General features: G+C 53.9%; 19 protein-coding genes and 2 pseudogenes. 9 read left to right on the plus strand and 12 right to left on the minus strand.

Translation table 11 applies throughout. The features are described from left to right. Positions 1-32: 32 nt before the first annotated feature. Positions 33-425 (minus strand): hypothetical protein, encoded by a 393-nt coding sequence (locus ACAW74_RS15330; protein WP_370699082.1) that lies wholly within the window; start codon positions 423-425, stop codon positions 33-35. A 484-nt stretch (positions 426-909) separates the two neighbouring features. Here ACAW74_RS15330 and ACAW74_RS15335 point away from each other — a divergent pair, with 484 nt between their 5' ends. The 5 genes from ACAW74_RS15335 to galU all read left to right on the plus strand — a co-directional run bounded on the left by ACAW74_RS15335 (position 910) and on the right by galU (position 6,947). Next, positions 910-1,338 carry a thioredoxin family protein gene (locus ACAW74_RS15335; protein WP_370699083.1) on the plus strand — a complete coding sequence of 143 codons (429 nt, stop codon included), beginning with the start codon at positions 910-912 and terminating at the stop codon, positions 1,336-1,338. Positions 1,339-1,555: 217 nt separating this feature from the next. Next, positions 1,556-3,970 (plus strand): endonuclease MutS2, encoded by a 2,415-nt coding sequence (locus tag ACAW74_RS15340; RefSeq protein ID WP_370699084.1) that lies wholly within the window; start codon positions 1,556-1,558, stop codon positions 3,968-3,970. 109 nt (positions 3,971-4,079) lie between these two features. Then, positions 4,080-4,865 (plus strand): META domain-containing protein, encoded by a 786-nt coding sequence (locus ACAW74_RS15345; RefSeq protein ID WP_370699085.1) that lies wholly within the window; start codon positions 4,080-4,082, stop codon positions 4,863-4,865. A 113-nt stretch (positions 4,866-4,978) separates the two neighbouring features. Continuing rightward, a complete protein-coding gene (locus ACAW74_RS15350; RefSeq protein WP_370699086.1) occupies positions 4,979-5,974 on the plus strand; it encodes a mevalonate kinase family protein in 996 nt (331 codons plus the stop codon). Between the two features lie 112 nt (positions 5,975-6,086). Next, positions 6,087-6,947 carry a UTP--glucose-1-phosphate uridylyltransferase GalU gene (gene galU, locus ACAW74_RS15355; protein WP_370699087.1) on the plus strand — a complete coding sequence of 287 codons (861 nt, stop codon included), beginning with the start codon at positions 6,087-6,089 and terminating at the stop codon, positions 6,945-6,947. Positions 6,948-6,986: 39 nt separating this feature from the next. Here galU and thrA read toward each other — a convergent pair whose 3' ends face one another. After that, positions 6,987-9,455, minus strand: coding sequence for a bifunctional aspartate kinase/homoserine dehydrogenase I (thrA, locus tag ACAW74_RS15360; RefSeq protein WP_370699088.1), 2,469 nt, complete (start codon positions 9,453-9,455; stop codon positions 6,987-6,989). Positions 9,456-9,648: 193 nt separating this feature from the next. Here thrA and ACAW74_RS15365 point away from each other — a divergent pair, with 193 nt between their 5' ends. Beyond that, a complete protein-coding gene (locus tag ACAW74_RS15365; protein WP_370699089.1) occupies positions 9,649-11,190 on the plus strand; it encodes an FG-GAP repeat domain-containing protein in 1,542 nt (513 codons plus the stop codon). A 45-nt stretch (positions 11,191-11,235) separates the two neighbouring features. Here the strand turns inward: ACAW74_RS15365 and ACAW74_RS15370 are convergent, their stop codons facing one another. From ACAW74_RS15370 to ACAW74_RS15390, 5 genes and pseudogenes are all read right to left on the minus strand, one after another. Further along, positions 11,236-11,877, minus strand: a complete 642-nt coding sequence (locus ACAW74_RS15370) for a hypothetical protein (RefSeq protein WP_370699090.1) — start codon at positions 11,875-11,877, stop codon at positions 11,236-11,238. A 251-nt stretch (positions 11,878-12,128) separates the two neighbouring features. Beyond that, positions 12,129-12,641, minus strand: coding sequence for an endonuclease V (locus tag ACAW74_RS15375; RefSeq protein WP_370699091.1), 513 nt, complete (start codon positions 12,639-12,641; stop codon positions 12,129-12,131). Continuing rightward, complete coding sequence (locus ACAW74_RS15380; protein WP_370699092.1) at positions 12,638-13,054, minus strand: toxin-antitoxin system YwqK family antitoxin; 417 nt, start codon at positions 13,052-13,054, stop codon at positions 12,638-12,640. Before ACAW74_RS15380 ends, ACAW74_RS15375 begins: the two co-directional genes overlap by 4 nt. Before the next feature lie 216 nt (positions 13,055-13,270). Then, a complete protein-coding gene (locus tag ACAW74_RS15385) occupies positions 13,271-13,627 on the minus strand; it encodes a hypothetical protein (protein ID WP_370699093.1) in 357 nt (118 codons plus the stop codon). A gap of 9 nt (positions 13,628-13,636) precedes the next feature. Then, a pseudogene (locus ACAW74_RS15390) lies at positions 13,637-13,918 on the minus strand (hypothetical protein); the annotation flags it as partial. Between the two features lie 208 nt (positions 13,919-14,126). Between ACAW74_RS15390 and ACAW74_RS15395 the strand changes: the two are divergent. Then, positions 14,127-14,393 carry a hypothetical protein gene (locus ACAW74_RS15395; RefSeq protein WP_370699094.1) on the plus strand — a complete coding sequence of 89 codons (267 nt, stop codon included), beginning with the start codon at positions 14,127-14,129 and terminating at the stop codon, positions 14,391-14,393. Between the two features lie 6 nt (positions 14,394-14,399). Here the strand turns inward: ACAW74_RS15395 and ACAW74_RS15400 are convergent. The 5 genes and pseudogenes from ACAW74_RS15400 to ggt all read right to left on the minus strand — a co-directional run. After that, positions 14,400-14,450, minus strand: a pseudogene (locus ACAW74_RS15400) (hypothetical protein); the annotation flags it as partial. Between the two features lie 65 nt (positions 14,451-14,515). Further along, positions 14,516-14,935, minus strand: coding sequence for an ankyrin repeat domain-containing protein (locus tag ACAW74_RS15405; protein ID WP_370699095.1), 420 nt, complete (start codon positions 14,933-14,935; stop codon positions 14,516-14,518). 32 nt (positions 14,936-14,967) lie between these two features. Then, on the minus strand, positions 14,968-16,176 hold the full coding sequence (locus tag ACAW74_RS15410; RefSeq protein ID WP_370699096.1) for a PAAR domain-containing protein: 1,209 nt from the start codon (positions 16,174-16,176) through the stop codon (positions 14,968-14,970). 5 nt (positions 16,177-16,181) lie between these two features. Then, positions 16,182-16,628: a DcrB-related protein gene (locus ACAW74_RS15415; RefSeq protein ID WP_370699097.1), complete on the minus strand. Its 447-nt coding sequence runs from the start codon at positions 16,626-16,628 to the stop codon at positions 16,182-16,184. Positions 16,629-16,768: 140 nt separating this feature from the next. After that, the gene (gene ggt, locus ACAW74_RS15420) at positions 16,769-18,583 is read right to left on the minus strand and encodes a gamma-glutamyltransferase (protein WP_370699098.1); all 1,815 of its coding nucleotides are present in this window, start codon (positions 18,581-18,583) and stop codon (positions 16,769-16,771) included. Between the two features lie 237 nt (positions 18,584-18,820). Between ggt and ACAW74_RS15425 the strand changes: the two genes are divergently transcribed. Next, complete coding sequence (locus ACAW74_RS15425) at positions 18,821-19,783, plus strand: glycosyltransferase family 2 protein (protein WP_370699099.1); 963 nt, start codon at positions 18,821-18,823, stop codon at positions 19,781-19,783. 298 nt (positions 19,784-20,081) lie between these two features. Beyond that, positions 20,082-21,323, plus strand: a complete 1,242-nt coding sequence (locus ACAW74_RS15430) for an ABC transporter permease (RefSeq protein WP_370699287.1) — start codon at positions 20,082-20,084, stop codon at positions 21,321-21,323. Positions 21,324-21,354 lie beyond the last annotated feature (31 nt).

Here is a 21,354-nt window from a genome sequence, read left to right on the forward strand (position 1 = left end):
GGGAGATAGGGAATGCGATAGAATGAGGTATATCAGGCCACAACGCTGGTGGACTGGCGAACAAGCAGTGCTGCCCAGCCGCCTACAATCACGGCCATCAGAATCTGTAGCCAGGCCGTCGGTCCTTCAACTCCGTTGATGATGGCGTTGAGGTGCAGTAACAGGAAGCCCACGTTTGAAGTTATAAGCAGCCACAGCATGGCCCGACTACCTGCCGAAAGGCCGTCGTTCCGAAGTAACCAGCAGGCTGTGCCTTCAGCCAGCAACATCGCCCCCCAGCCCTGCGCCAGCAACTTCGCGGCCGGGTTGAGCCAAGTAGGGTCGGTCAGATAGAGGTCGGCCATCAGTTGAGGGGTAAAAATCAGTCCCAAGCCAAACAGCAGACAGATGAAAGCAACCAGTGTGAATAGATTCCGGATATTCATACAGATTGATGGTTTTAGTAGGTGAATTATTTCATAGACTTAATGAATCAAGTACTCTTGAAAACGAGCGAATGGTTACACAAAGGTTAGCTTGAAACAAGGTTGATAACAATACTGTGAATAGGGTATTTTTATCTATTACTGCTCTGTATTGATTATCCGGTTAAAGTATTCACATAAAGGTGATATTTATCATATGTAATGAGGCTAAAAGGCTCTATTTGATTGCTTTATAAGCTTGTTAATGAGCGATTTACGTAGATGCTACAGCAGCAAATAATAAGCATAGTACGTCGCATATAGAGGCCTTATTAATAAGTATCTGTACTTATGAAAACCTTTACAGGCTACTTGACATGAACAGGGAGGCAACCGAGCGGCTCAAAGGAGCCTGTCACTAGTTTCTAAGCTGGCGAAAACGAAAACTGGTTAATTCTTCGTTACTTCGCTATATCACCAAAAAGTCTATCGACGAGAAGCACCCATGTTTCGATTAGTCAGCGTTTGCCTGCTTGTTGTGCTGAGCACCTCATCGTTCAAACCGAGCGAAGAACCGGGCATTCAATTCTCCAGCGCCCGGTGGGCCGAGGTGCTGAAGCAAGCCAAAGCGCAGAAGAAAGTTATCTTCCTCGATGCCTATGCCAGTTGGTGCGGTCCCTGCAAAATGCTTCAGAAGCAGGTGTTTACGCAACGGACCGTCGGCGACTATTTCAATAAGCGGTTTATCAACGTGAAGATGGACATGGAGAAAGGCGAAGGCCCGGCCCTGTCGCAGGTTTATCCGCTCGAAGCGTACCCGACGCTGCTCTTCATCGACGGCAACGGACGCGTGGTGAAAAAAGCCATCGGCTACATGAGTGCCGAAGACCTGCTCGACGTTGCCAAGAGCGTAAAACCCGCAGGCGGCGTATAACCCAGCTTTCGTAGTCTACCCCAGAATGGCTCTGCTTGTCCGGCAGTTTTTCGGCAAGTGGAGCCATTCTGCTTGTTATCGTGTTCTCTATATGGCCGTCTGGCAAACTGAGGGAGCTCCGTCGAGGGCTCAGCCTCAGTTGGTTGCCGCCGGTAAACAAACGCTCCGCCGAGCTCAACAGCCCAAGGCGGACTATCCCTTTTAGCATCCAGCGTAAATGCTTTACCCGAATACCCTCGAACAAAAACTTGGTTTCGACAAAATCCGCGAGTTGCTCCGGCAGGCCTGTATTTCGCCGTTGGGACAGGACTACGTGGACAAAATTCGCTTCACCGACAACCACCAACTGATCGACAAACTACTGCGGCAAACCTATGAGTTTACGCAGATTGTGCAGTACGAGCCCGATTTTCCGCAGAGCAACTACCTCGACGTACGCCCCCAATTGCAGAAGGCCCGCGTGGAAGGCATTACGCTCATGGAAGACGAGTTTTTTGATCTTAAACTGGCGCTCAAGACGATTCAGGACTGCCTTCGTTTCCTCGAAAAACAGGAGGAAGGTCAGTATCCGTATCTGGTTGAACTGGCCGGCCCGGTAACGGTCGATAAAGGCATCGTAGCCGCGCTCGACCGCGTGATCGACGATCGGGGCCGGGTACGTGACAACGCTTCGCCCGCGCTGGCCGACATCCGGCGGCGGATCATCTCGGAGCAGGCCAACCTGCGCAAACGCCTCGACAGCATTCTGCGCACGGCCCGCCAACAGGGCTGGATTCCCGATGACCTGAGCCTGACGGTACGGGGTGGTCGCCTTGTTATCCCGATTGCGGCCGAACATAAACGCAAGATTCGCGGCTTTGTGCACGACGAATCCGACACGGGCAAGACGGTCTACATCGAACCCGCCGAGGTATTCGATGGCAACAACGAGGTGCGCGAACTGGAATACGAAGAGCGCCGCGAGGTGTTTCGTATCCTGCTCGCCCTGACCGATCAGGTACGTCCTGCGCTGCCCGAACTGAACAAGGCCGTCAATTTCCTGGCGCAGATCGACTTCATTCGGGCCAAGGCCAAACTGGCCGGGCAGCTACAGGCCGGTATGCCGCAGGTGATGAACCGCCCCGTTGTAAACTGGACCGCCGCCCGCCACCCGTTGCTCTACCTGTCGCACCAGAAGCAGGGCAAAGCCGTAGTGCCGCTCAACATCCAGCTCGACGAACAGCAACGCATCCTGATCATCTCTGGGCCCAACGCGGGCGGTAAATCCATTGCCCTGAAAACCATCGGCCTGCTGCAATACATGATGCAGTGCGGGCTACTGGTGCCGATGGCCGAGTACTCCGACATGGGCGTGTTCCAGAACCTGTTTATCGATATTGGCGATGAGCAGTCCATTGAGAACGATTTGAGTACCTACTCGTCGCACCTGACCAACATGCAGCGGTTTCTGGTGGGAGCCAACAAGCGCACACTTTTCCTGATCGACGAATTCGGGACGGGTACCGAGCCGGGGCAGGGGGGCGCCATTGCCGAAGCCATTCTGGAGGAACTGAACAAGTCGGGCGCGTATGGCGTGATCAATACGCACTACACCAACCTGAAAGTCTTTGCCGATAAGACGGCGGGCCTCATCAACGGGGCCATGCGCTTCGATGGTGAAAAGCTGGAGCCGCTCTACGAACTCGAAATGGGTCGGCCTGGCTCGTCGTTTGCCTTCGAGATTGCCCAGAAGATCAACCTGCCCAACGCGGTGATCAACCGGGCGAAAGAGAAGCTGGGGTCGCAGCAGGTCAACTTCGAGAAACTGCTGAAAGAACTGGATATCGAAAAGCGCGTTTTCTCGGAAAAGAACCTCGACATCAGCATCAATCAGCGGAAGCTGGCGCAGCAGGTAGCCGAGTATACGGCCCTGAAAACCAAGCTCGACAACGAACAGAAGCAGCTGATCAACACGGCCAAAGCCAAGGCGAAGGCGTTGGTACAGGAAGCCAACCAGAAGATCGAAAACACGATTCGCGAGATAAAGGAAACGAAGGCCGACAAGGAACAGACCCGCCAGGTACGTGCCGAACTGCAACGCTTCGAGCAGGCCAACCTGAAGCCCGAGGTCATCGTTGAACCTGAGAAGCCCAAATCGCCCGAAGAAGAATTTGAGTTGGCGGGCGGTGAGATCGGCATAGGTAATTTCGTGCGGATTCAAGGGCAGAACGCCATTGGTGAGGTGTTGGCCATTCGTGGGAAAGACGCCGAAATCCGGATTGGCGAGCTGAAATCGAACATAAAGCTCAACCGGCTGGAAAAAGTAAGTCGTAAGACGTACCGCGAAGCCGTGGGCGAGAAACAGGCTCCGCGCAGCCAGGGTATGGACCTGAACGAGAAGATGATGAACTTCTCGTTTAACCTCGATATTCGGGGGCGGCGCGGCGAAGAAGCCCTCGTGGAAGTCGATAAGTTTATGGATAGTGCGCTCATGCTTGGTTACCCCGAACTCCGCATTGTGCACGGCAAAGGCGACGGCATTCTGCGCCAGCTGATCCGTAACCACCTGCGTTCCTACAAGCAGGTGGCCAGTATGGCCGACGAACACGCCGACCGCGGTGGTCCCGGCGTGACGCTCGTTAGGATGAAATAAAGGCGAGGGGCTATGAGGAAGGGTATTTACGCCCAACCACATAGTCCCTTGGATTTTCAAACCTTCCGGCGGTGTCGGTAGTCTATATGGGCGAATACACCTTCACGTTATGCGCCTGCTACCCCTTGCTCTACTGGTCGTTGTGTCGGCCTGCCATCGTCCCGCTCCCAAAACAACGAGCCGCCCCACGCCACCACCCGCTGCCGCCGACGACGTACCCGACTACAGCCAGTATGTGCGGCAGGGCGTCAGTTTCTTTGCCGTTGGTAACGAACCCAGTTGGGGGTTGATTATCCAGTCGGATCGGCGGATGCACCTGCGCACCCCGTCGGATACCCTGTCGGTACCTACTCCCAGCCCGGTCGTATCGGCCAATGGCGAACGTACCTACGAAGGTCGCGCCAATGGCAATTCAATTCGGGTTAACCTGCGGCCGGGCCGATATACCGACAACATGTCGGGGCAGCAATTTGGGTATACCGCCAACGTAACCGTGAAAAAAGGGCGCGGGCCGGTACGTACCTATACTGGCGGCGGCACCGCCCTGAACCAACTGATGCTCCTGGGTGAAAACTGGCGCATCGTCAGCCTGAACGGCAAAAACACCCCGGCGCAGGGACGTCAGCAACCCTTCATCGAGTTTCAGCCCAGCGCCAATCGGGTGATGGGTAGCGGTGGCTGTAATCGCTTCTCAGGTACGTTCCGTGCCGACAACCAGACGATTAAGCTCAGCCCCGTTATAGCTACCAAGATGGCTTGTGCCAACGAAGTAAATGCCTTCGAAACCGAGCTGTTCCGGGCGCTTACGGGCACCCTATCCTACACGATCGAACGCGGCCAGTTAACCCTGAGCCGGGATGGTAAAGCTTTCTTGGTCGCCCGACGCCGGGACTAGACGGACTTACCATTACCAGTCATGAGGCACGCAAGGAACGTCAAACGTTAAACGCCCAACGTCAAACGAACTCTCAAATGCCGTTTCTTTGTCGGTAAACGATTCTGAATCTCTTGATTATTGAAACGCGCGCCTACGCCCGTGCCGGGCTGCTGGGCAATCCGTCCGACGGATTTTTTGGGAAAACCATCGCCTTATCGGTTCGCAACTTCGGGGCGTCGGTGAAGCTGTATGAGTCGCCCGAGCTGGTGATCGAACCACAGCCGCAGGATACCAACAGTTTCCGCAGCCTGCATCACCTGCGCGACGCCGTGGCAACGCTGGGGTATCAGGGCGGCATTCCGCTGCTGAAAGCCGCCGCCAAAACGTTTCTCGACCATTGCGACCGGCAGGGTATTCGGCTGCCCAACAAGAATTTTACGCTACGCTACGCCACGTCGATTCCCCGTCAGGTGGGCCTGTCGGGCTCCAGCGCCATCATTGTGGCGGCCTACCGGGCCATGATGACCTTCTACAACATCGATATTCCGCTGCCCGAACTGCCCAACATTGTGCTGGCTACCGAAACCAACGAGCTGGGCATTGCGGCGGGCTTGCAGGACAGGGTCATTCAGTGCTACGAAGGCTGCGTCTACATGGACTTCGACCAGACGCTGATGGAGCAGCAGGGCCACGGGCTGTATGAACCGATTCCGCCGCAGCTGTTGCCCAACCTGTACATCGCCTACAAAACCACGCTCGGTAAACAGTCGGGTCGGGTGCATTCCGATGTGCGCTCGCGCTGGCAAAAAGGTGAGCCGTTGGTGGTCGATACGCTGCGCAACATTGCTGATCTGGCCCGGCAGGGCCGCGAGGCGTTGCTTAACGGCGAAACCGGCCGGCTCAATGAGTTGATCAACCAGAATTTCGATTACCGCAAGCAGATTTACCCCATCAGTGAAGCCAATCAGGCCATGATCGACACGGCGCGGCGGTGCGGCGCTTCGGCTTCGTTTACCGGTTCGGGTGGATCGATTATCGGCGCCTATCAGGACGACGCCATGCTCAACCGTCTCTTTGTCGAACTCAAACGTCTGGATGCCCGCGTCATCCGTCCCTTTGCACAATGAAGTAAGTTCAAGGTCTAATGTCCAACGGTCAAAGGGCTGTTTTAACGTACCCACTAAAGCCTTGAACACGTCCGTTGGACTTTAGACGTTGAACCTTGAACTACACCTTTTCATGATCAAAAAAGCTGTTATTCCCGCCGCTGGTCTGGGCACCCGTTTCCTGCCCGCCACCAAAGCCCAACCCAAAGAAATGTTGCCGATCATCGACCGGCCCACCATCCAGTATGTGGTGCAGGAGGCCGTCGATTCGGGCATTGAAGACATCCTGATTATTACGGGTAAAGGCAAACGCGCCATCGAAGACCACTTCGACCGTAACTATGAACTGGAGAGCCGCCTTGCCGAAAAAGAAGACCGGCTGCTGCTCGACGAGATGCGCCGCCTGTCGGACATGGCCAACCTGCATTACGTGCGGCAACGCGAACTCAACGGCCTCGGTGATGCCATTCGCTACGCTCGACAACACGTTGGTAACGAGCCGTTTGCTGTGCTCTTAGGCGATACCATCATGGACGCCGTCATGCCCGTCACGCAGCAACTGATCGACACCTACGAGCAGTATGGCGGGTCGGTGATTGCGGTAGAAGAAGTGCCAGCCGACAAAGTGAATCGGTATGGGATTGTGGGTGGCAAAGCCCTGAGCGAACGCATTATGGCCCTCGACACCCTGATCGAAAAACCATCCATAGCAGAAGCGCCCAGTAATCTGGCCATTGCCGGCCGGTACGTGCTCACGCCCGACGTGTTCGACGCCCTTGACCGCACGCCCGTTGGCAAGAATGGCGAAGTGCAACTCACCGACGCCCTGAAGCTGATGCTCATGCGCGAAAACCTGTTTGCGCACCGCATCGAGGGTAAACGCCACGACATCGGCAACAAGCTCGACTTCCTGAAAACCACCGTCGAATTTGCCCTCAAACGCCCCGAATTTGCCGAGCCGTTCCGAGCTTATCTGAAAAGCCTGGATTTGTAAACCTATAAGGTCTCCAAAGACCTTATAGGTTTGAAGGAGTTACCCTAAGTAACTCCCGATACTGACCATATCGGCAAAGACACCAGAGGCTGTTACTTCAGCACCCGCGCCGGGGCCTTTGATCACCAGTGGGCGCTCTTTGTAGCGCTCCGTCGTGAACGAGATGATGTTATCGGCACCCGTCAGTTGGTAGAACGGGTGTTCGGGACCCACGCCGCGCAGGCCAATTACCGCCTTGCCGTTCTCGAACGTAGCGATCATACGGAGTTTTTCGCCCCGGTCGCTAGCGTCGCTCAAGAGCTTCTCGAAATAGCCATTCTCGGCTTCCAGCGACTCGAAGAAGGCCGGGATCGTGGGCGCGGCCAGGCAGGCGGGGGGCAGCAGCGTCTCGACGGTTACGTCGCTTGGCTCCAGCTCAAAACCGGCTTCGCGCGCCAGAATCAGAATTTTCCGAGCTACGTCCTGCCCGCTAAGATCGTCGCGGGGGTCGGGTTCGGTGTAGCCTTTTTCTTTGGCCTCCCGTACCACGTCGACAAACTTTGTACCCGGCGCAAACGAGTTGAAGATGTACGACAACGTACCTGACAGAATCGCCTCGATTTTCAGGAACCGATCGCCCGACGTGAGCAGACCCTGCAAAGTGTTGATGATAGGCAGGCCCGCGCCCACGTTGGTTTCGTAGAGGAACTTCACACCCCGGTTGAGTGCCGTACGCTGTAACCGGCGATATTCGGCATACGAACCCGAATTGGCTACTTTATTGGGCGTCACGACCGAAATGTTGGCGTCGAGCAGCGATTCGTAATGCTGCACAATATCCTTGTCCGACGTGCAGTCGATGAAGACCGAGTTGGGCAGGTTGTAGGATTTGATCTTCTCAACAAACGCTTCCAGCGAGGTCGTTACGCCGTCGATCTGATGCGCATCCTGCCACTGCTCGAGGTTTAGCCCCTTGGGATCAAGCACCATTTTTTTGGTGTTGGCTAAACCAACCACGCAGATTTTGAGCAGTTTCTCCTGCCGCAGGTACGTATCCTGTGCATGAATCTGACGCAGTAGCGTCTGCCCGATCAGGCCGGTGCCGACCATAAACACGTTCAGCACGCGGGCCTCCGATTGGAAGAATACGTTGTGTAGCGCATTGAGGGCTTTGGACAGGTTATTTTTCGTGATTACGACCGAGATATTGATCTCCGACGATCCCTGTGCCACTGCCACGATGTTGACCCCGTTTTTACCCAGCACCGAAAACAGCTTACCGGCAATACCGCTCGACTTGCGCATGCCTTCGCCCACCGTCGCGATGATACTCAGGTCGCGCTCGATGCTGATGTTATCGATATGCCCGTGTTCAATATCGACAGCGAATTCGGCATCCAGAATGGCCTTCACCCGATCGGCTCCTTTCGGGTCGATAGCGAAACAGATTGAGTGCTCCGACGAGGCCTGCGAGATCAAGATAACGCTGATGCGATGCGTGGCCAGTACACCAAACAGCTTGGCCGAAACCCCCGCTACCCCAATCATGCCTGACCCCTGCACGTTCACCAGGGCCACGTCGTCGATGCTCGAGATGCCCGTAATAGTGTATTGTCGGCGCTCGGCGGTGCGGCTCACCAACGTACCCGGATGGTCGGCGTTGAAAGTATTCAGCACTCGAATAGGGATGTTGCGGGCAAAGGCAGGTTGCAGGCTGGGCGGGTAGATCACCTTCGCGCCAAAGTGGCTCAGCTCCATGGCTTCGGCGTAGGTAATCGTCGGGATGTTGAAGGCGTTGGGCACCTTGCGCGGGTCGGCCGTCATCATGCCATCCACGTCGGTCCAGATGTCGATGATCTCGGCGTTGAGCGCCGCGCCCAGAATACTGGCCGTATAATCGGAGCCGCCGCGGCCCAGCGTGGTGGTCTCGCCTTTCTCGGTCGAGCCGATGAAGCCCGTCACGAACGGGATCGGTGACGACGAGTTACTCAGGTCGGCAAAATAACCCTGCACGAGTGGAGTCGTCAAGGTGTAATTCACTTCGGCATGTCCAAACTGCGCGTCGGTCTTGATCAGATCACGGGCGTCGCAGAACGTCGCGGGTGTGCCGCCCGCTTTCACGCACTCCGCCACCACAAGGTTCGACAGCCGTTCGCCGAAGCTCATAATCAGGTCCATGGTACGGGGCGTCAGTTCGCGAATGAGCGACACCCCTCGTAGCAGGTCTTCGAGTTCGTTGATCGTCCCGCGCACGGTCGCAAACACCTTGCTTTGCTCCTTGATGGGAATCAGCGCTTTGATGACGTTGAAATGGCGGTCTTCGATCCGCCGCACCAGTTCCATGTAATCGAGCTGCCCGTTGGTGGCCATACGCCCGATTTCGATGAGCTGATTGGTGACGCCGCCCATCGCCGACAACACAACGGCAATGGGGTTCGACTGCTGACGGTGAGATTCAACGATGCGGATTACCTGCCGGATGCTCTCGACCGAGCCAACCGATGTGCCGCCAAATTTGAGAACGTGCATGTGGGCAAAAAGAGTGAAAGAGCGAACAGGGGAAAGCGTACCTGCTCACGCTTCGGCCTGCTCGTCGGGCACAAATATAGGGCTGTTCGGGCTAGTGGCTGTGCAAAAGCCGCTTACAACGTACCTAGCCTGCCTTTTTGGGGTACTATTGGCCGGAATCGCGTATTATTACGTTTGCTTTGTCGTGTCTGTAATGAAAAATGGTTTGGGTCTGCTGGCTAGCGGAATTATTCTGATAAGTGCGTTGAGTATCGGTTTGCCGATGGCCTGCAAACCCGCCGAAGCCACCGGGCAGCAACTGGCTGAGCAGCATTGCGGCAACTGCCACCAATACCCTGAACCGGCGTTATTGCCCAAAAAAACGTGGCTACACGGGGTGCTGCCGCAGATGGCCCTTCGCCTGGGGCTGGTTGGCGATACGCTGGCGCTGGCTCAGCAGATCAGTCAACAGGACGAACGCGAACGGGGTATTCAGCAGGGCTATCTGCCTGCGCAACCCCTGCTGACACCCGATGAATGGAAACGGCTGGTTGATTTTTACGTCGACAAAGCACCCGATTCGTTACCGGTTACGGAGCCCGCTCCAACGGTCTCACTGACGCTATTCAAGCCCGTATCGCCTGCCAAACCGCTGGCGGCTCTCACAACCTGTGTTCGGATTGACCCTATTGCACACCGCGTGATCGTGGGGGATCAGATGGGCGGCATTCAAACGTTCGATGCCCGGCTGCAACGGACCGATTCGGTGCGCGTCGTGAGTCCGCTGACCGACGTAGTGCGGGTGCCGGGCCAAAACACCTACGCCCGGCTGCTGGTGGGTATCATGAACCCTAACGACCGAAAAACGGGTGAACTGCGATTACCGGGTGAAAAAGGCGTCGATACACTTCGACGCCCCGTGCAGCTCGCCATGGGCGACCTCAACCGCGATGGCAAACCCGATTGGGTGGTGTGTCAGTTTGGGCATAATGTGGGGCAACTGAGCGCGTTCATCAAAACGGGGACTACGTACCTGGAAACGATCCTCGACCCGACGCCGGGTGCCCGCCGGGCCATCATTCAGGATGTCAACGCCGATGGCTGGCCCGACGTGGTGGCGTTGCTCGCGCAGGGCGATGAGCAGGTCGCGGTTTATTATGGGCAACCCGATGGGAAATTTCTGAAGAAGACCGTATTGCGGTTTCCGCCCGCCAACGGCTCATCGTATCTGGAACTGGCCGATATGAACCGCGATGGAAAGGTTGATATCATTTATACCAATGGCGATAATGCCGATTATTCACAGGTGTACAAGCCCTACCACGGCGTCCACATTTTCCTGAACGACGGTACGTTCCATTTCAAAAAAGCCTGGACCTACGCCATGCCGGGCGCCGGGCAGGTGCTGGCCCGCGACTTCGACGGCGATGGCGACCTCGACATGGCCGCGATTTCGTTCTTCCCGGTGCTCGACCCGAACCGCCAACGTCCTGCCCAGGTGTTCGTTTATTTCGAGGACCAGGGCAACCTACGCTTTTCGGCACGTACCTGGCCCGGTGCCGACGTTGGCCGTTGGCTGGTGATGGACGCGGCTGACCTCGACGGCGACGGCGACGAAGATATCGTGCTGGGTTCCAATTTCCGGTCGCTGTCCAACACCCCCGCCGCCTGGCGGCAACACTGGCACGACAGCCCCAGCGGTTTGCTGCTGCTGGAGAATCAGGTACGTTTCCGGAAGCCGTCTGTCAACCAGTAGATTCATGAGGCAATCGGCCACATACTGCTCCGGCAGTTAAGCGGCTTACGGCAGGTAGGCTCGCATTTCGTCGATATTGTACTTGATGCGCTTGTCTTTGCTGACCAGGTTCCGGAACGTGGGGAGCTTGCTTAAGGCACTAGCCGTGTTGTAATGCGCAATCACGGGAAGCAACTGACTGGCCTGATAGTAACGCTTGTTGTCCAGCGCCAATTGGAGCGCTTCCTCGATGTTAGGCAGTAGTGCGGGTGTATTAAGTTTTACTAAAACGTGCTTCAGCTTACTCTCAAAATAGCAGGTGCCATATAGCGCGAGGATCGGGCGTATCACGGTAAGTATTTTTTCGACCTCATAACCAGACAGAATAGCTACACTAAGCGCGTCGGCTATGACATCATAGACATTGTCTTCATCCCAAAGCCGATGAGGTTCTAACGTAATCGTCTGGTCGATCCGCTGGATAACGAGAGAGTGGAGGAAATCAACACCTGCCTCAACCCCCCAGGCTGCCAAGATCAATCCGGCCTGATAGGCTGCGTACAAATCATCGGCAGACAGCAAGGCAATGATGGCGGGAATCCGCTCCTCGGGTATCGGGTCCAGCAACTGAACCTCATCCAGACCAATAATTTCGCCCGTTTGATCAGCGTAAAGGAGTTGATTTAATTCTTCATTAAATAATGACATTGGCGTACTTTTTTTGCTAGAAAACAGCCTTGTTACGTGTTATTGATTTTTGAAAAGTCATAAAAATTATAGAAAGATTATCAGATGTTGCTGAGTGGAACGCCTTTTACTAGAGGAGTACTTTACGAGATAATCCGTAACTAATAAGCAATTACCCCCTAAATATAAGCTATAAGTGTCTGTTTGTCATTCGGAGGCTACACGGTTCGGTGAATTGTCCAATTAGCCAAGATATAGGTAATACGGCTTATCTACGTGAGTGAAAAATTCTTTGTTTCTTGATCCAGCGTTTTTAATAAAGTTGGAATTCTGTAATTACCTGCCATGGATCTAACGTGAGCAGCTGCTTGTGATAACTCAATACCAACAGCCGTTACGAATAACGGATTTTTGCTGTCGCGTCGCCAGACCTTTATTGCTGAAGTTTCAGCAGAAAGAAAGGACGATTTAGCGACGCCAATGACGGGTATGCTACAAGTTAGATAATCATACAGATAAGCACCTAATCCTTTTTTATTAGTATCATCAAGAAAAATAAAGCCATCAATAACTATTATGGTAACGAGTGATAGATCTATTTTTTCTAGGAACTTGATGAGGCAAGGCAGTTCTCGCTTATAAAAAGCACCGGGTTCATAGTCATTTATACCGTGAATGATAGTCGACTCGGTTAGATAAGGAGTAGGATCTGTCCAATCCTTTACCAAAATACCCACCACTTTGGCTGTATTGTCAAGATAATAGGCATCAACGGCCAGAATCATATACTAGTACTTTTTGAATCGACGATCAGCCTGCCAGTTTCGTCCCATTGCTTAATCCACATTTGCTTTCCGTTTTTTACCTCTTTTTCAAGTTGTAACTGCCCGTTTTCGTGCCACTTTCTAACTATACCTTGGACGCTACCGGCAACGTACTGTTTTTCACTTCGTTTTGCGCCGTTTTTATACCAACCACGCTCAAAACCATTGGGAATACCACTCACATATTCCGTTGTCGTACCAAGCTCGCCCGTATCATAATGCCATTCTTCAATTCCTGTAAAAAGTTCGCCCCGGTGATAGATATATCCATTATCATCCCTATCTGTCTGCTTTGAGCTTACAACGTTCATATACTGACTATTTTTTTTTTTTTTTTCTCTTTTCTTTTCTGCCTGTGAGTGAGTACCATTCAAAATTTCCGTGCAATTCCCACATGTTGGAGCTGGGTTGGTACCATTACTAGGCCTACCTGTTTTAGTTTGTGCTGTCTGTAAATATATTTGTAGCTGAAACTCAGAATTGATGTCTATTTTCGTAAGGCTAGATGGTTAAAACTGACAATATAAAATTTGATTTGTTGGTAAATTTGTAAGTCGAACTATTCAATAATTTGTAAGAAAATTTAAATTTTATATGCTATTAAATAGAATACTTATATTTTTATATCCGCCTTGTTCTGGTAGTTGATTTTCAAAATTAGCGGCAGTAACAGCCGAAATACCTTCTTTCCAAAGAAGGTTTAATAAGGTTGCTATTTCATTCAAATAAATTACTGGATCGGCAGAGGGGGAAGGATCTACCTCAATCATATAGGGAAAGAACAGAAAACCATTCGGAAATTGTATCGCTTTCTCGCTATTAAAATCGTCATTCTTCGCGACTGACCAATCTATGCTTTTTAAGTTGATGGTTAGTTTAAACAATAGCTCATCAACTTGTGGCTTCGCAGCGGACGAATATAAATAAATTTTTGCGTAAAGGTCCATGGGTGTCGATTAGTTGAGAGGGACAAAAGGAGGAGTGTCAAATGGGCCATCAATGCGAACAACAGAAATGTCAACGGCCATGCCAAGGTCATTTTCTAGCTCTCTCCCAACCCCGCGCATCCCTGCTTCTCCTCGTTGTATTTTTCCTGTTTCTCTGGCTTGGTTGAGCGTTCGCTCTTTGGCACTTCCCGGATTTGATGTGCCAAAACGTTCATCTAAAATTTGATTAAAACGTTCTTCGGATACGCGAATCCCAATATCAATATCTGAGTCAGTACGCGTAGTACCCTTGGCACGTGAACCCTAGAAGGCAATATCATCGCCGTAGTCAAGTTCGCTTGCCCTTGTTCTAGCTTTTTGTGAAGCAGTACCAAACTGTTCGTTGGTTAAATCTTGGGGGTGTTAAACCACTAGGCGGCTTGGTACCCGGTACTATGCGTTCACTGCCTTTATAGCCAGCCCAACCGCCCAGCAGCCCGCCACCCAGACTAGCCAGGTCGTGGCCCCAACTGCCGGGTTGATAACCCAGTTGTTGGGCACCCCAGCCGCCGAGCAGGCTGCCGCCCATACCACCCGCAGTGGCGCCGCCAATGCGGGCAGCAGCGGCCATGACACCCATCCCACCCGCTCGCAACAGCCCATAGCCGCCCAGCATGCCCAGGCCCATCAGGCCCCAGTCGACCCATTCGGGAATTTCGGGATTGAGTGGCCTGACGGTTATTGTCTCGCCGCCGATGATGACCGTAGCACAACCTTCGTTAACTGAAGCTGAGCAGGCCAGTTTATCGCCTTTGCGGGCCGCGGGTTTGCCATTGATGAACAGATTATCGCTTTTACACTAGCGGACAGAGTAAATAAAATGACCGGCCAATTTGCCAATACATGAGGTCAAATGTTCAAGCTATTGAATAGCTTTTCAGCAGGTAGATGGTAATTTTTTGCAAAGTCGTAAGCTGTGCGTCCTTTTTTGTCTGCAAGCATGACATTGGCACCGTGTGCAAGTAAACGTTCGATGATATCTGTTGAGCACACTTCAGTCTCTTCATTCTTATATGCTTCTACAGAAACATCAATGGCTGCGTTTAACGGTGTGGCATAATCAGTAAATTTATTGGGATCCGCACCGCTGCTAAGAAGCAACTCAACCAATTCTGTATTGAATGTTTCAATAGCTACTAGCAAAGGTGTGTTGCCTTTTTCATCCTCAAAATTAACCGAACCCCCAGACGCTATATAACGTCTTACTGCCCCAAAATCTTCGGCGAAGATATTCCTAATAAACTGGTGCTTATTTTCTGGCGCTGTCATATGATTTACGCATTAATGATTTGAGTTTGACATTATTTTTTGGGTGGCGTTGTTTCCACCCGTTCAATCTTAATGTTAGGCCTAAGCTTTTCAAACTGCCTAATCGCATCCATGCAAGAGTCGCAGATAGGCCGCTCAGAAACGATTTTTATTGTGCCATTTACATCAGGGTTATTGTTCGTCTGATCCAAAACCTCTTCTAAAATTTTTACCTCAGAATCGTATGCCCGCTGGTCTGGAGTTGTTGAACCACGTTCAATGTCTTGCTTAGTTGGTTTCGTATCTAATGTTTGATCAGGAAAATCTTTTGCATTTGCAGTACCTGGTTTTGAGTTTTGTCCACTGTGTCCTTCTCTGTAATAGGGTTCATCACCTATTGTCCCTTCAGCATAAGCAATGTTTTTCTTTTTTGATATAATATTATCTTCTCGAATTTTGGCTATTTGTTGGGTTTCTACATCAGTTGCTAGTCTTGTGTTTCTAACTGGGACAGCTCTGCCTCCCACCTTATAGCCAGCCCAACCGCCCAGCAGCCCGCCACCCAGACTAGCCAGGTCGTGGCCCCAACTGCCGGGTTGATAACCCAGTTGTTGGGCACCCCAGCCGCCGAGCAGGCTGCCGCCCATACCACCCGCAGTGGCGCCGCCAATGCGGGCAGCAGCGGCCATGACACCCATCCCACCCGCTCGCAACAGCCCATAGCCGCCCAGCATGCCCAGGCCCATCAGGCCCCAGTCGACCCATTCGGGAATTTCGGGATTGAGTGGCCCGACGGTTATCGTTTCGCCGCCGATGATGACCGTAGCACAACCTTCGTTAACTGAAGCTGAGCAGGCCAGTTTATCGCCTTTGCGGGCCGCGGGTTTGCCGTTGATGAATACGGTACGGCTGCCCTGCACGATAGGCGATGACGGGTGCGGCGGACCAATCATGCCACCCGTACACATCGTGAGGCTGCCCACTGTGGCAGCAGGTAGTCCTTCGATCAGTACGTTAGTCGCGCAGTTGAGCATGATTGGTCCGCTGGGCATCCCACTGAAATGCGAGCCAATCATTTTGCCCAGTCCGCCACCGGCTGATACGCCCGTCGCTACGGCCGACGCGATGACCACCGCGCCGGCACCACCAGTTGCCACGGTGATACCCACGGCCAGGATGCCACCGACAACGGCACCGGCAATCAGCCCGGCCATGCCCAGACTGTGAGCGACCTGATGAGTTTGGTGAGCGGCTTCAGGCATAGTAACTAGCGGTCAAACTGATAGCTGCGTAGAATTTGGGCGAACAAAAGCTGACTCTGCTCCGTGTAAAGCAGTTCTGGTACGGTCATGGTTAGGCTGTAGCCTTTGATGGGTTGTTTTGCCGAACCCGTTGTAACGACGAACAGCGCCTGAAACACGTGCATAATACTCCCTTCCTGCTCCCATTGCGATTCGAGCACGACGGCCGGTATGCGCCCCTGAATGTTAGCGGGTAAGTCCTGAAGTAATCGAAAGCCCGGCAGTTCGTGAGGCAGGCGCGTTAAGGCCATCGCCTTGTACGCGTCGAGTGTTTTACCCGGCGGTAATGGTTCGGCCGTCATGACGAGGCTATGACCGGCCTTTCCAGGTCCTTCCGAGGAAAAAATATGCAGGGTTTGTTCATGCCAGCCATCGGGTATCTCAATGCTGGCTTCGTTCATTCGGTAGATCATCGGCACACGCTTACGATGTTGCTTTGATAAGTCAGGCTAACCCTGACTTATCAAAGCAACACTTTGTAAAGTAACGTTACTTCACGTGAAGACGGGTGTTGATGTTGTCCATTTTGAGCAAATGGTTTGACCTGGAAGGCCTACCAGCCCAGCGCCGTGTTGTCGGCGCGGGGGTCGGAGGCACCTTCGTAAGTGCCATCGGGGCGGACGAGTACGCAGTCCATCCGGCCGAGCGTGTTGGTAAGGCGTTCGAGCTGATAGCCTTTGCTTGTGAGGTTCTGCTGGGTAGCTTCGGTGAAGGCGCCGTTCTCGAAAATGACTTTTTCGGGCAACCACTGGTGGTGGAATTTCAGGGCATTGACAGCCTGTTGCATCGTCATACCATGCTCCACGACGTTCAGTATCGTCTGAAAAACCGACGTCATGATGGTGGATCCGCCCGGTGTGCCCACAACCATGAACAGCTTGCCGTCGCGTTCCAGAATGGTCGGCGTCATGCTCGACAGCATCCGTTTACCGGGCGCAATGGCGTTGGCCTGGTTGCCAATCAGCCCGTACATGTTCGGCGCACCGGGTTTCACGCTGAAATCGTCCATCTCGTTATTCATGAAGAAGCCCGCGCCGCCTACAACCACCCGGCTACCGAACCCACCATTGAGTGTGGTGGTGATGCTGACGGCGTTGCCTTCGCGGTCGACGATGGAGAAGTGGGTCGTTTCCATGCTTTCGTAGCCAGGTACGTTGCCGCCTCGCACGCTGCTGCTTGGGGTAGCCTGCGCGAAGCTGAACGTCTCCCAGCGTTGGCGCAGGTAGTCGGGACTGGTCAGTTGCTGAACGGGTACCTTCACGAAATCGGGGTCGCCCAGAAATTTAGCCCGGTCGGCATACACGCGCCGTTCAGCTTCAACCATCGTCTGCACAGTGCTGTCGCGGTTCCAGCCCCAGCGGCGCAGCGGATAGGGCTCCACAAAGCGCATGAGTTGCACCAGCGCTACCCCACCGCTTGAGGTTGGGGGCATGGTGATGATGCTGTAATTTTTGTAACCGGCCCGGATGGGGTCGCGCCAAACGGCCTGGTACGCTGCCAGATCGGCTTCGCTGATCAGCCCTTTGCCGCCGGTGGGGCTACCGCGTTCCATCTCGGCTGCCAGCAGTTGGGCCGTTTCGCCCGCGTAGAAGCCCGCGCGGCCCTGTGCCTGAATGCGGCGCAGCGTTTTGCCCAGATCGGCCTGCACTAGTGTGTCGCCTTTAGCCCAGGTACGTCCGTCGGGTCGCATAAAATACGTCTTGCCGGGGTTGTACGTCAGCAGGTCCGTTTTGATGCGGTTAAGCCCTGTGGCGTCGCGTTCGGTGAGCAAAAATCCTTTTTCGGCCAGATCAATGGCCGGTTGCAGCACCTGTGCCCAGGGGAGTTTGCCGAATTTCTGATGTGCCTGCACCATGCCGTCGACGGCCCCCGGCACACCACTAGCCAGGTGGCCGTTGATGCTCAGCGCCCCCGCCCGCACATTGCCGAGCGAGTCGAGATACATATTCTGCGTAGCGCGGCCCGGTGCTTTTTCGCGGTAATCGAGGCTGCTGGTATTGCCGTTTTTGTCGCGGTACACCATAAAACCACCCCCGCCGATGTTGCCCGCCACCGGATAGCAAACTGCCAGCGCAAACTGCACGGCCACGGCGGCGTCGACGGCATTACCGCCCGCTTTCAGAATAGTAAGCCCAACCAGCGACGCCTCGGGGTGCGCCGAGGCCACCATGCCGTTTCGCCCGATGACCCCCTGCCGATCCGAGAAAAATGGTTTGCGGAGTGGGTCTTCTTCCCGATACTGATAAACGCCCTGCCCGGTTTGAATGGGCGCAGTGGACGCTGTTGGTTGAGACGTGGGTTGCGTGGTTTTGCAGGCAAGCCCCAGCAGGTACGTTGCCGCGACGATCGGGAATAAACGAAAACGCATACGGTGATAAGTTGATGATAAGCTCCCAGCAGTTGGTGGTGCTAACGGGGCTGGCTGGTAGGTGAGTCTTTCTCACGAAACTACACAATCTAGGCGTGCGTAGGATAACCTGAGGGGCGCGGGCAGCCTTGTTGCCGTATATTTGGGGCGTAATATCGGTCAACCGTCCTTCACCAGGAAGCCTTCAACCCCTTCCTGAACGCTGGACGTTGCCCATTAGACTTTGAACGTATCCCTATGTCGCAGGTTTCTATTGTCGCGCCGCTGTATAACGAACAGGCCACGTTTCCGCATCTGGTCAAACGCCTCAACGCGCTCATGGACACCAGCGATCTCGATATCGACGTGGTGCTGGTAGACGACGGTAGTCGCGATCAGACAGCACTGATGATGAGCGACTTAGCCCTGAACGATTCCCGTTACCACGCCGTGTTTCTGTCGCGCAACTATGGGCATCAGACGGCCCTGACGGCGGGTTTGGCCGTGGCGCGGGGTACCGAGGCCGTAATGGTAATCGATGGTGATTTGCAGGATCCGCCCGAACTCGTCACCAGCTTTTACGCCAAACTCAAAGAGGGTTACGACGTGGTGTATGCGGTGCGGCAGAAACGCAAGGAAGGTATCGTAAAACGGTCGGCCTATTTTCTGTTCTACCGCTTTCTGGCGTCAATTTCGTCCATCAAAATTCCGCTCGATAGCGGCGATTTTGCGATGATGAGCCGCCGGGTGGTAAACGTGATGAACAGCATGCCCGAAGAAAGCCGTTACCTGCGCGGTATGCGGAGCTGGATTGGCTTCAAGCAGATCGGGATGCCCTACGAACGCGACGAACGTATTGCCGGCGAGGCGAAATACTCCTTCAAGATGCTGTGGCGGCTGGCCTACAACGGCATCTTCAATTTCAGCGAATACCCCATCAAGTTCATCACCAACCTCGGCCTCTGGACGTTGGGCTTTGCGGGTATCTACCTGATCTATAACCTGATCCGCAAATTTGTCTACGATGATGTTCCTCAGGGCTTTACAGCGACGATCTTCCTGATCACGCTCTTTAGCGGCGTACAACTGATCGCGCTGGGCATCATTGGCGAATACGTCCTGCGGATTTTCTTCCAGGTCAAAGGCCGTCCACTATTCATCATCCGCGAACAAATCAAAGACAGCCAGCCGGTAGGGCAGGGGGAGGTGTTGAATGTATAGTGAATAATGAATAATGTACAATGTATGATGTACAATGCACAATGGGCTAACGCGAAAGCAAGGCTAGACGCGATCAAACTCATTATACATCGTACATTATACATCTTATACATCGTACATTATACATCGTACATTATACATTATCCATCCTCTCTCAACCATTCGCCCCGTATTCCAACCCCTTAGCCTAAACGGGTTGGATTGTTGGCGGATGACCCGGAAGTTTAGGGCTTATTGGTAGGTTGCTGTCGAACGGTTTTTGACCGACGCCTACCCACGACAAACGCCCTTTGCTGTGATCGCTGTTTTTCGCCAAATCTATGAGAGCCTGCGTTTTGCCTGGCAGGCGCTGCGTTCCAACCTGCTGCGCACGACCCTGTCACTGCTGGGCGTAACGGTTGGTATTTTTGCCATTATCGCCGTATTTACCATTGTCGATTCGTTGCAGCGCAACATCAAGGAGACGCTGGGTTCGTTGGGTACCAACGTGGTGTACGTGCAAAAATGGCCGTTCGACTTCAGCGGCGACTATCCCTGGTGGAAATACTTTCAGCGCCCCGAACCCAAATACACCGAATACCGGATGCTGGCCGACCGGCTCGAAAACGCGCAGGCCGTCGTGGCGATGGGCGGCCGGGGCGGCATCACCATCAAACGCGGTAGCAACAGCCTGTCGGCGCGGGTATCGGGTGTTACGTTCGACTACAACAAAATCTCCGACGTACCCATTGCCGAAGGGCGCTACTTTGTGCCGCAGGAGGTGGAAGCCTCGCGCAACGTAGCCATCATTGGTTCAACGGTGGCCGAAACGCTGTTCCCAAACCAGAGCGCCATGGGGCAGTCGGTGCAGATTGCCGGGCTGCGGTTTGTGGTAATCGGCGTGGGTGAGAAAAAAGGCGCGGGCATTCTGGAAATTGGCGGCGACCCCGACAAACGGGTAATTATCCCCTACGGCACGTTTGCCAAACTGTTCAATTCCATCAACCCCAACCTGACCATCGCCGTGAAAGGGTATGAGTCAGACAAAGGGTTGGAAAACCTCGAAGGTGAGATCAAGGGGCTGTTGCGCGCCCGCCGCAGCCTGCGCCCGCAACAGGAAGACAGCTTTGCCATCAATCGCCCCGAGGCGCTGGCCAAGTTTATCGGTGGCATCTTTGCCGTGCTGACGGTGGCGGGCTGGTTTATCGGCGGCTTTTCGATGCTGGTGGGTGGCTTCGGAATCGCCAACATCATGTTTGTGTCGGTGAAAGAACGCACCAACATTATCGGGATTCAGAAGTCGCTGGGGGCCAAAAACTACGTGATCCTGCTTCAGTTTCTGTTCGAATCGGTGCTGCTGGCCCTGGTTGGCGGGCTGGTGGGTATCGGGCTGGTGTACCTGATGTCGTTTGCCAATCTGGGCAGTCTGGATATTCAGTTGAGTACGGGCAACATCCTGCTCGGGGTGATGGTGTCCAGCCTGATTGGCGTCATCTTCGGAATTTTGCCCGCTGCGCTGGCTGCCCGCATGAACCCCGTCGACGCGATCCGTTCGAAATGACCACCCCCAACCCTATGCGGGCCACCCCTCC

The organism is Fibrella musci (assembly GCF_041321105.1).
In the GTDB taxonomy this organism is placed as follows: Bacteria; Bacteroidota; Bacteroidia; order Cytophagales; family Spirosomataceae; genus Fibrella; species Fibrella musci.

Coding starts and splice junctions, on each gene's coding strand:
- ACAW74_RS15330 (WP_370699082.1), bottom strand. CDS start 425: ATGAATATCCGGAATCTATTCACACTGGTTGCTTTCATCTGTCTGCTG.
- ACAW74_RS15335 (WP_370699083.1), top strand. CDS start 910: ATGTTTCGATTAGTCAGCGTTTGCCTGCTTGTTGTGCTGAGCACCTCA.
- ACAW74_RS15340 (WP_370699084.1), top strand. CDS start 1,556: ATGCTTTACCCGAATACCCTCGAACAAAAACTTGGTTTCGACAAAATC.
- ACAW74_RS15345 (WP_370699085.1), top strand. CDS start 4,080: ATGCGCCTGCTACCCCTTGCTCTACTGGTCGTTGTGTCGGCCTGCCAT.
- galU (WP_370699087.1), top strand. CDS start 6,087: ATGATCAAAAAAGCTGTTATTCCCGCCGCTGGTCTGGGCACCCGTTTC.
- thrA (WP_370699088.1), bottom strand. CDS start 9,455: ATGCACGTTCTCAAATTTGGCGGCACATCGGTTGGCTCGGTCGAGAGC.
- ACAW74_RS15365 (WP_370699089.1), top strand. CDS start 9,649: ATGAAAAATGGTTTGGGTCTGCTGGCTAGCGGAATTATTCTGATAAGT.
- ACAW74_RS15370 (WP_370699090.1), bottom strand. CDS start 11,877: ATGTCATTATTTAATGAAGAATTAAATCAACTCCTTTACGCTGATCAA.
- ACAW74_RS15375 (WP_370699091.1), bottom strand. CDS start 12,641: ATGATTCTGGCCGTTGATGCCTATTATCTTGACAATACAGCCAAAGTG.
- ACAW74_RS15385 (WP_370699093.1), bottom strand. CDS start 13,627: ATGGACCTTTACGCAAAAATTTATTTATATTCGTCCGCTGCGAAGCCA.
- ACAW74_RS15405 (WP_370699095.1), bottom strand. CDS start 14,935: ATGACAGCGCCAGAAAATAAGCACCAGTTTATTAGGAATATCTTCGCC.
- ACAW74_RS15410 (WP_370699096.1), bottom strand. CDS start 16,176: ATGCCTGAAGCCGCTCACCAAACTCATCAGGTCGCTCACAGTCTGGGC.
- ACAW74_RS15415 (WP_370699097.1), bottom strand. CDS start 16,628: ATGATCTACCGAATGAACGAAGCCAGCATTGAGATACCCGATGGCTGG.
- ggt (WP_370699098.1), bottom strand. CDS start 18,583: ATGCGTTTTCGTTTATTCCCGATCGTCGCGGCAACGTACCTGCTGGGG.
- ACAW74_RS15425 (WP_370699099.1), top strand. CDS start 18,821: ATGTCGCAGGTTTCTATTGTCGCGCCGCTGTATAACGAACAGGCCACG.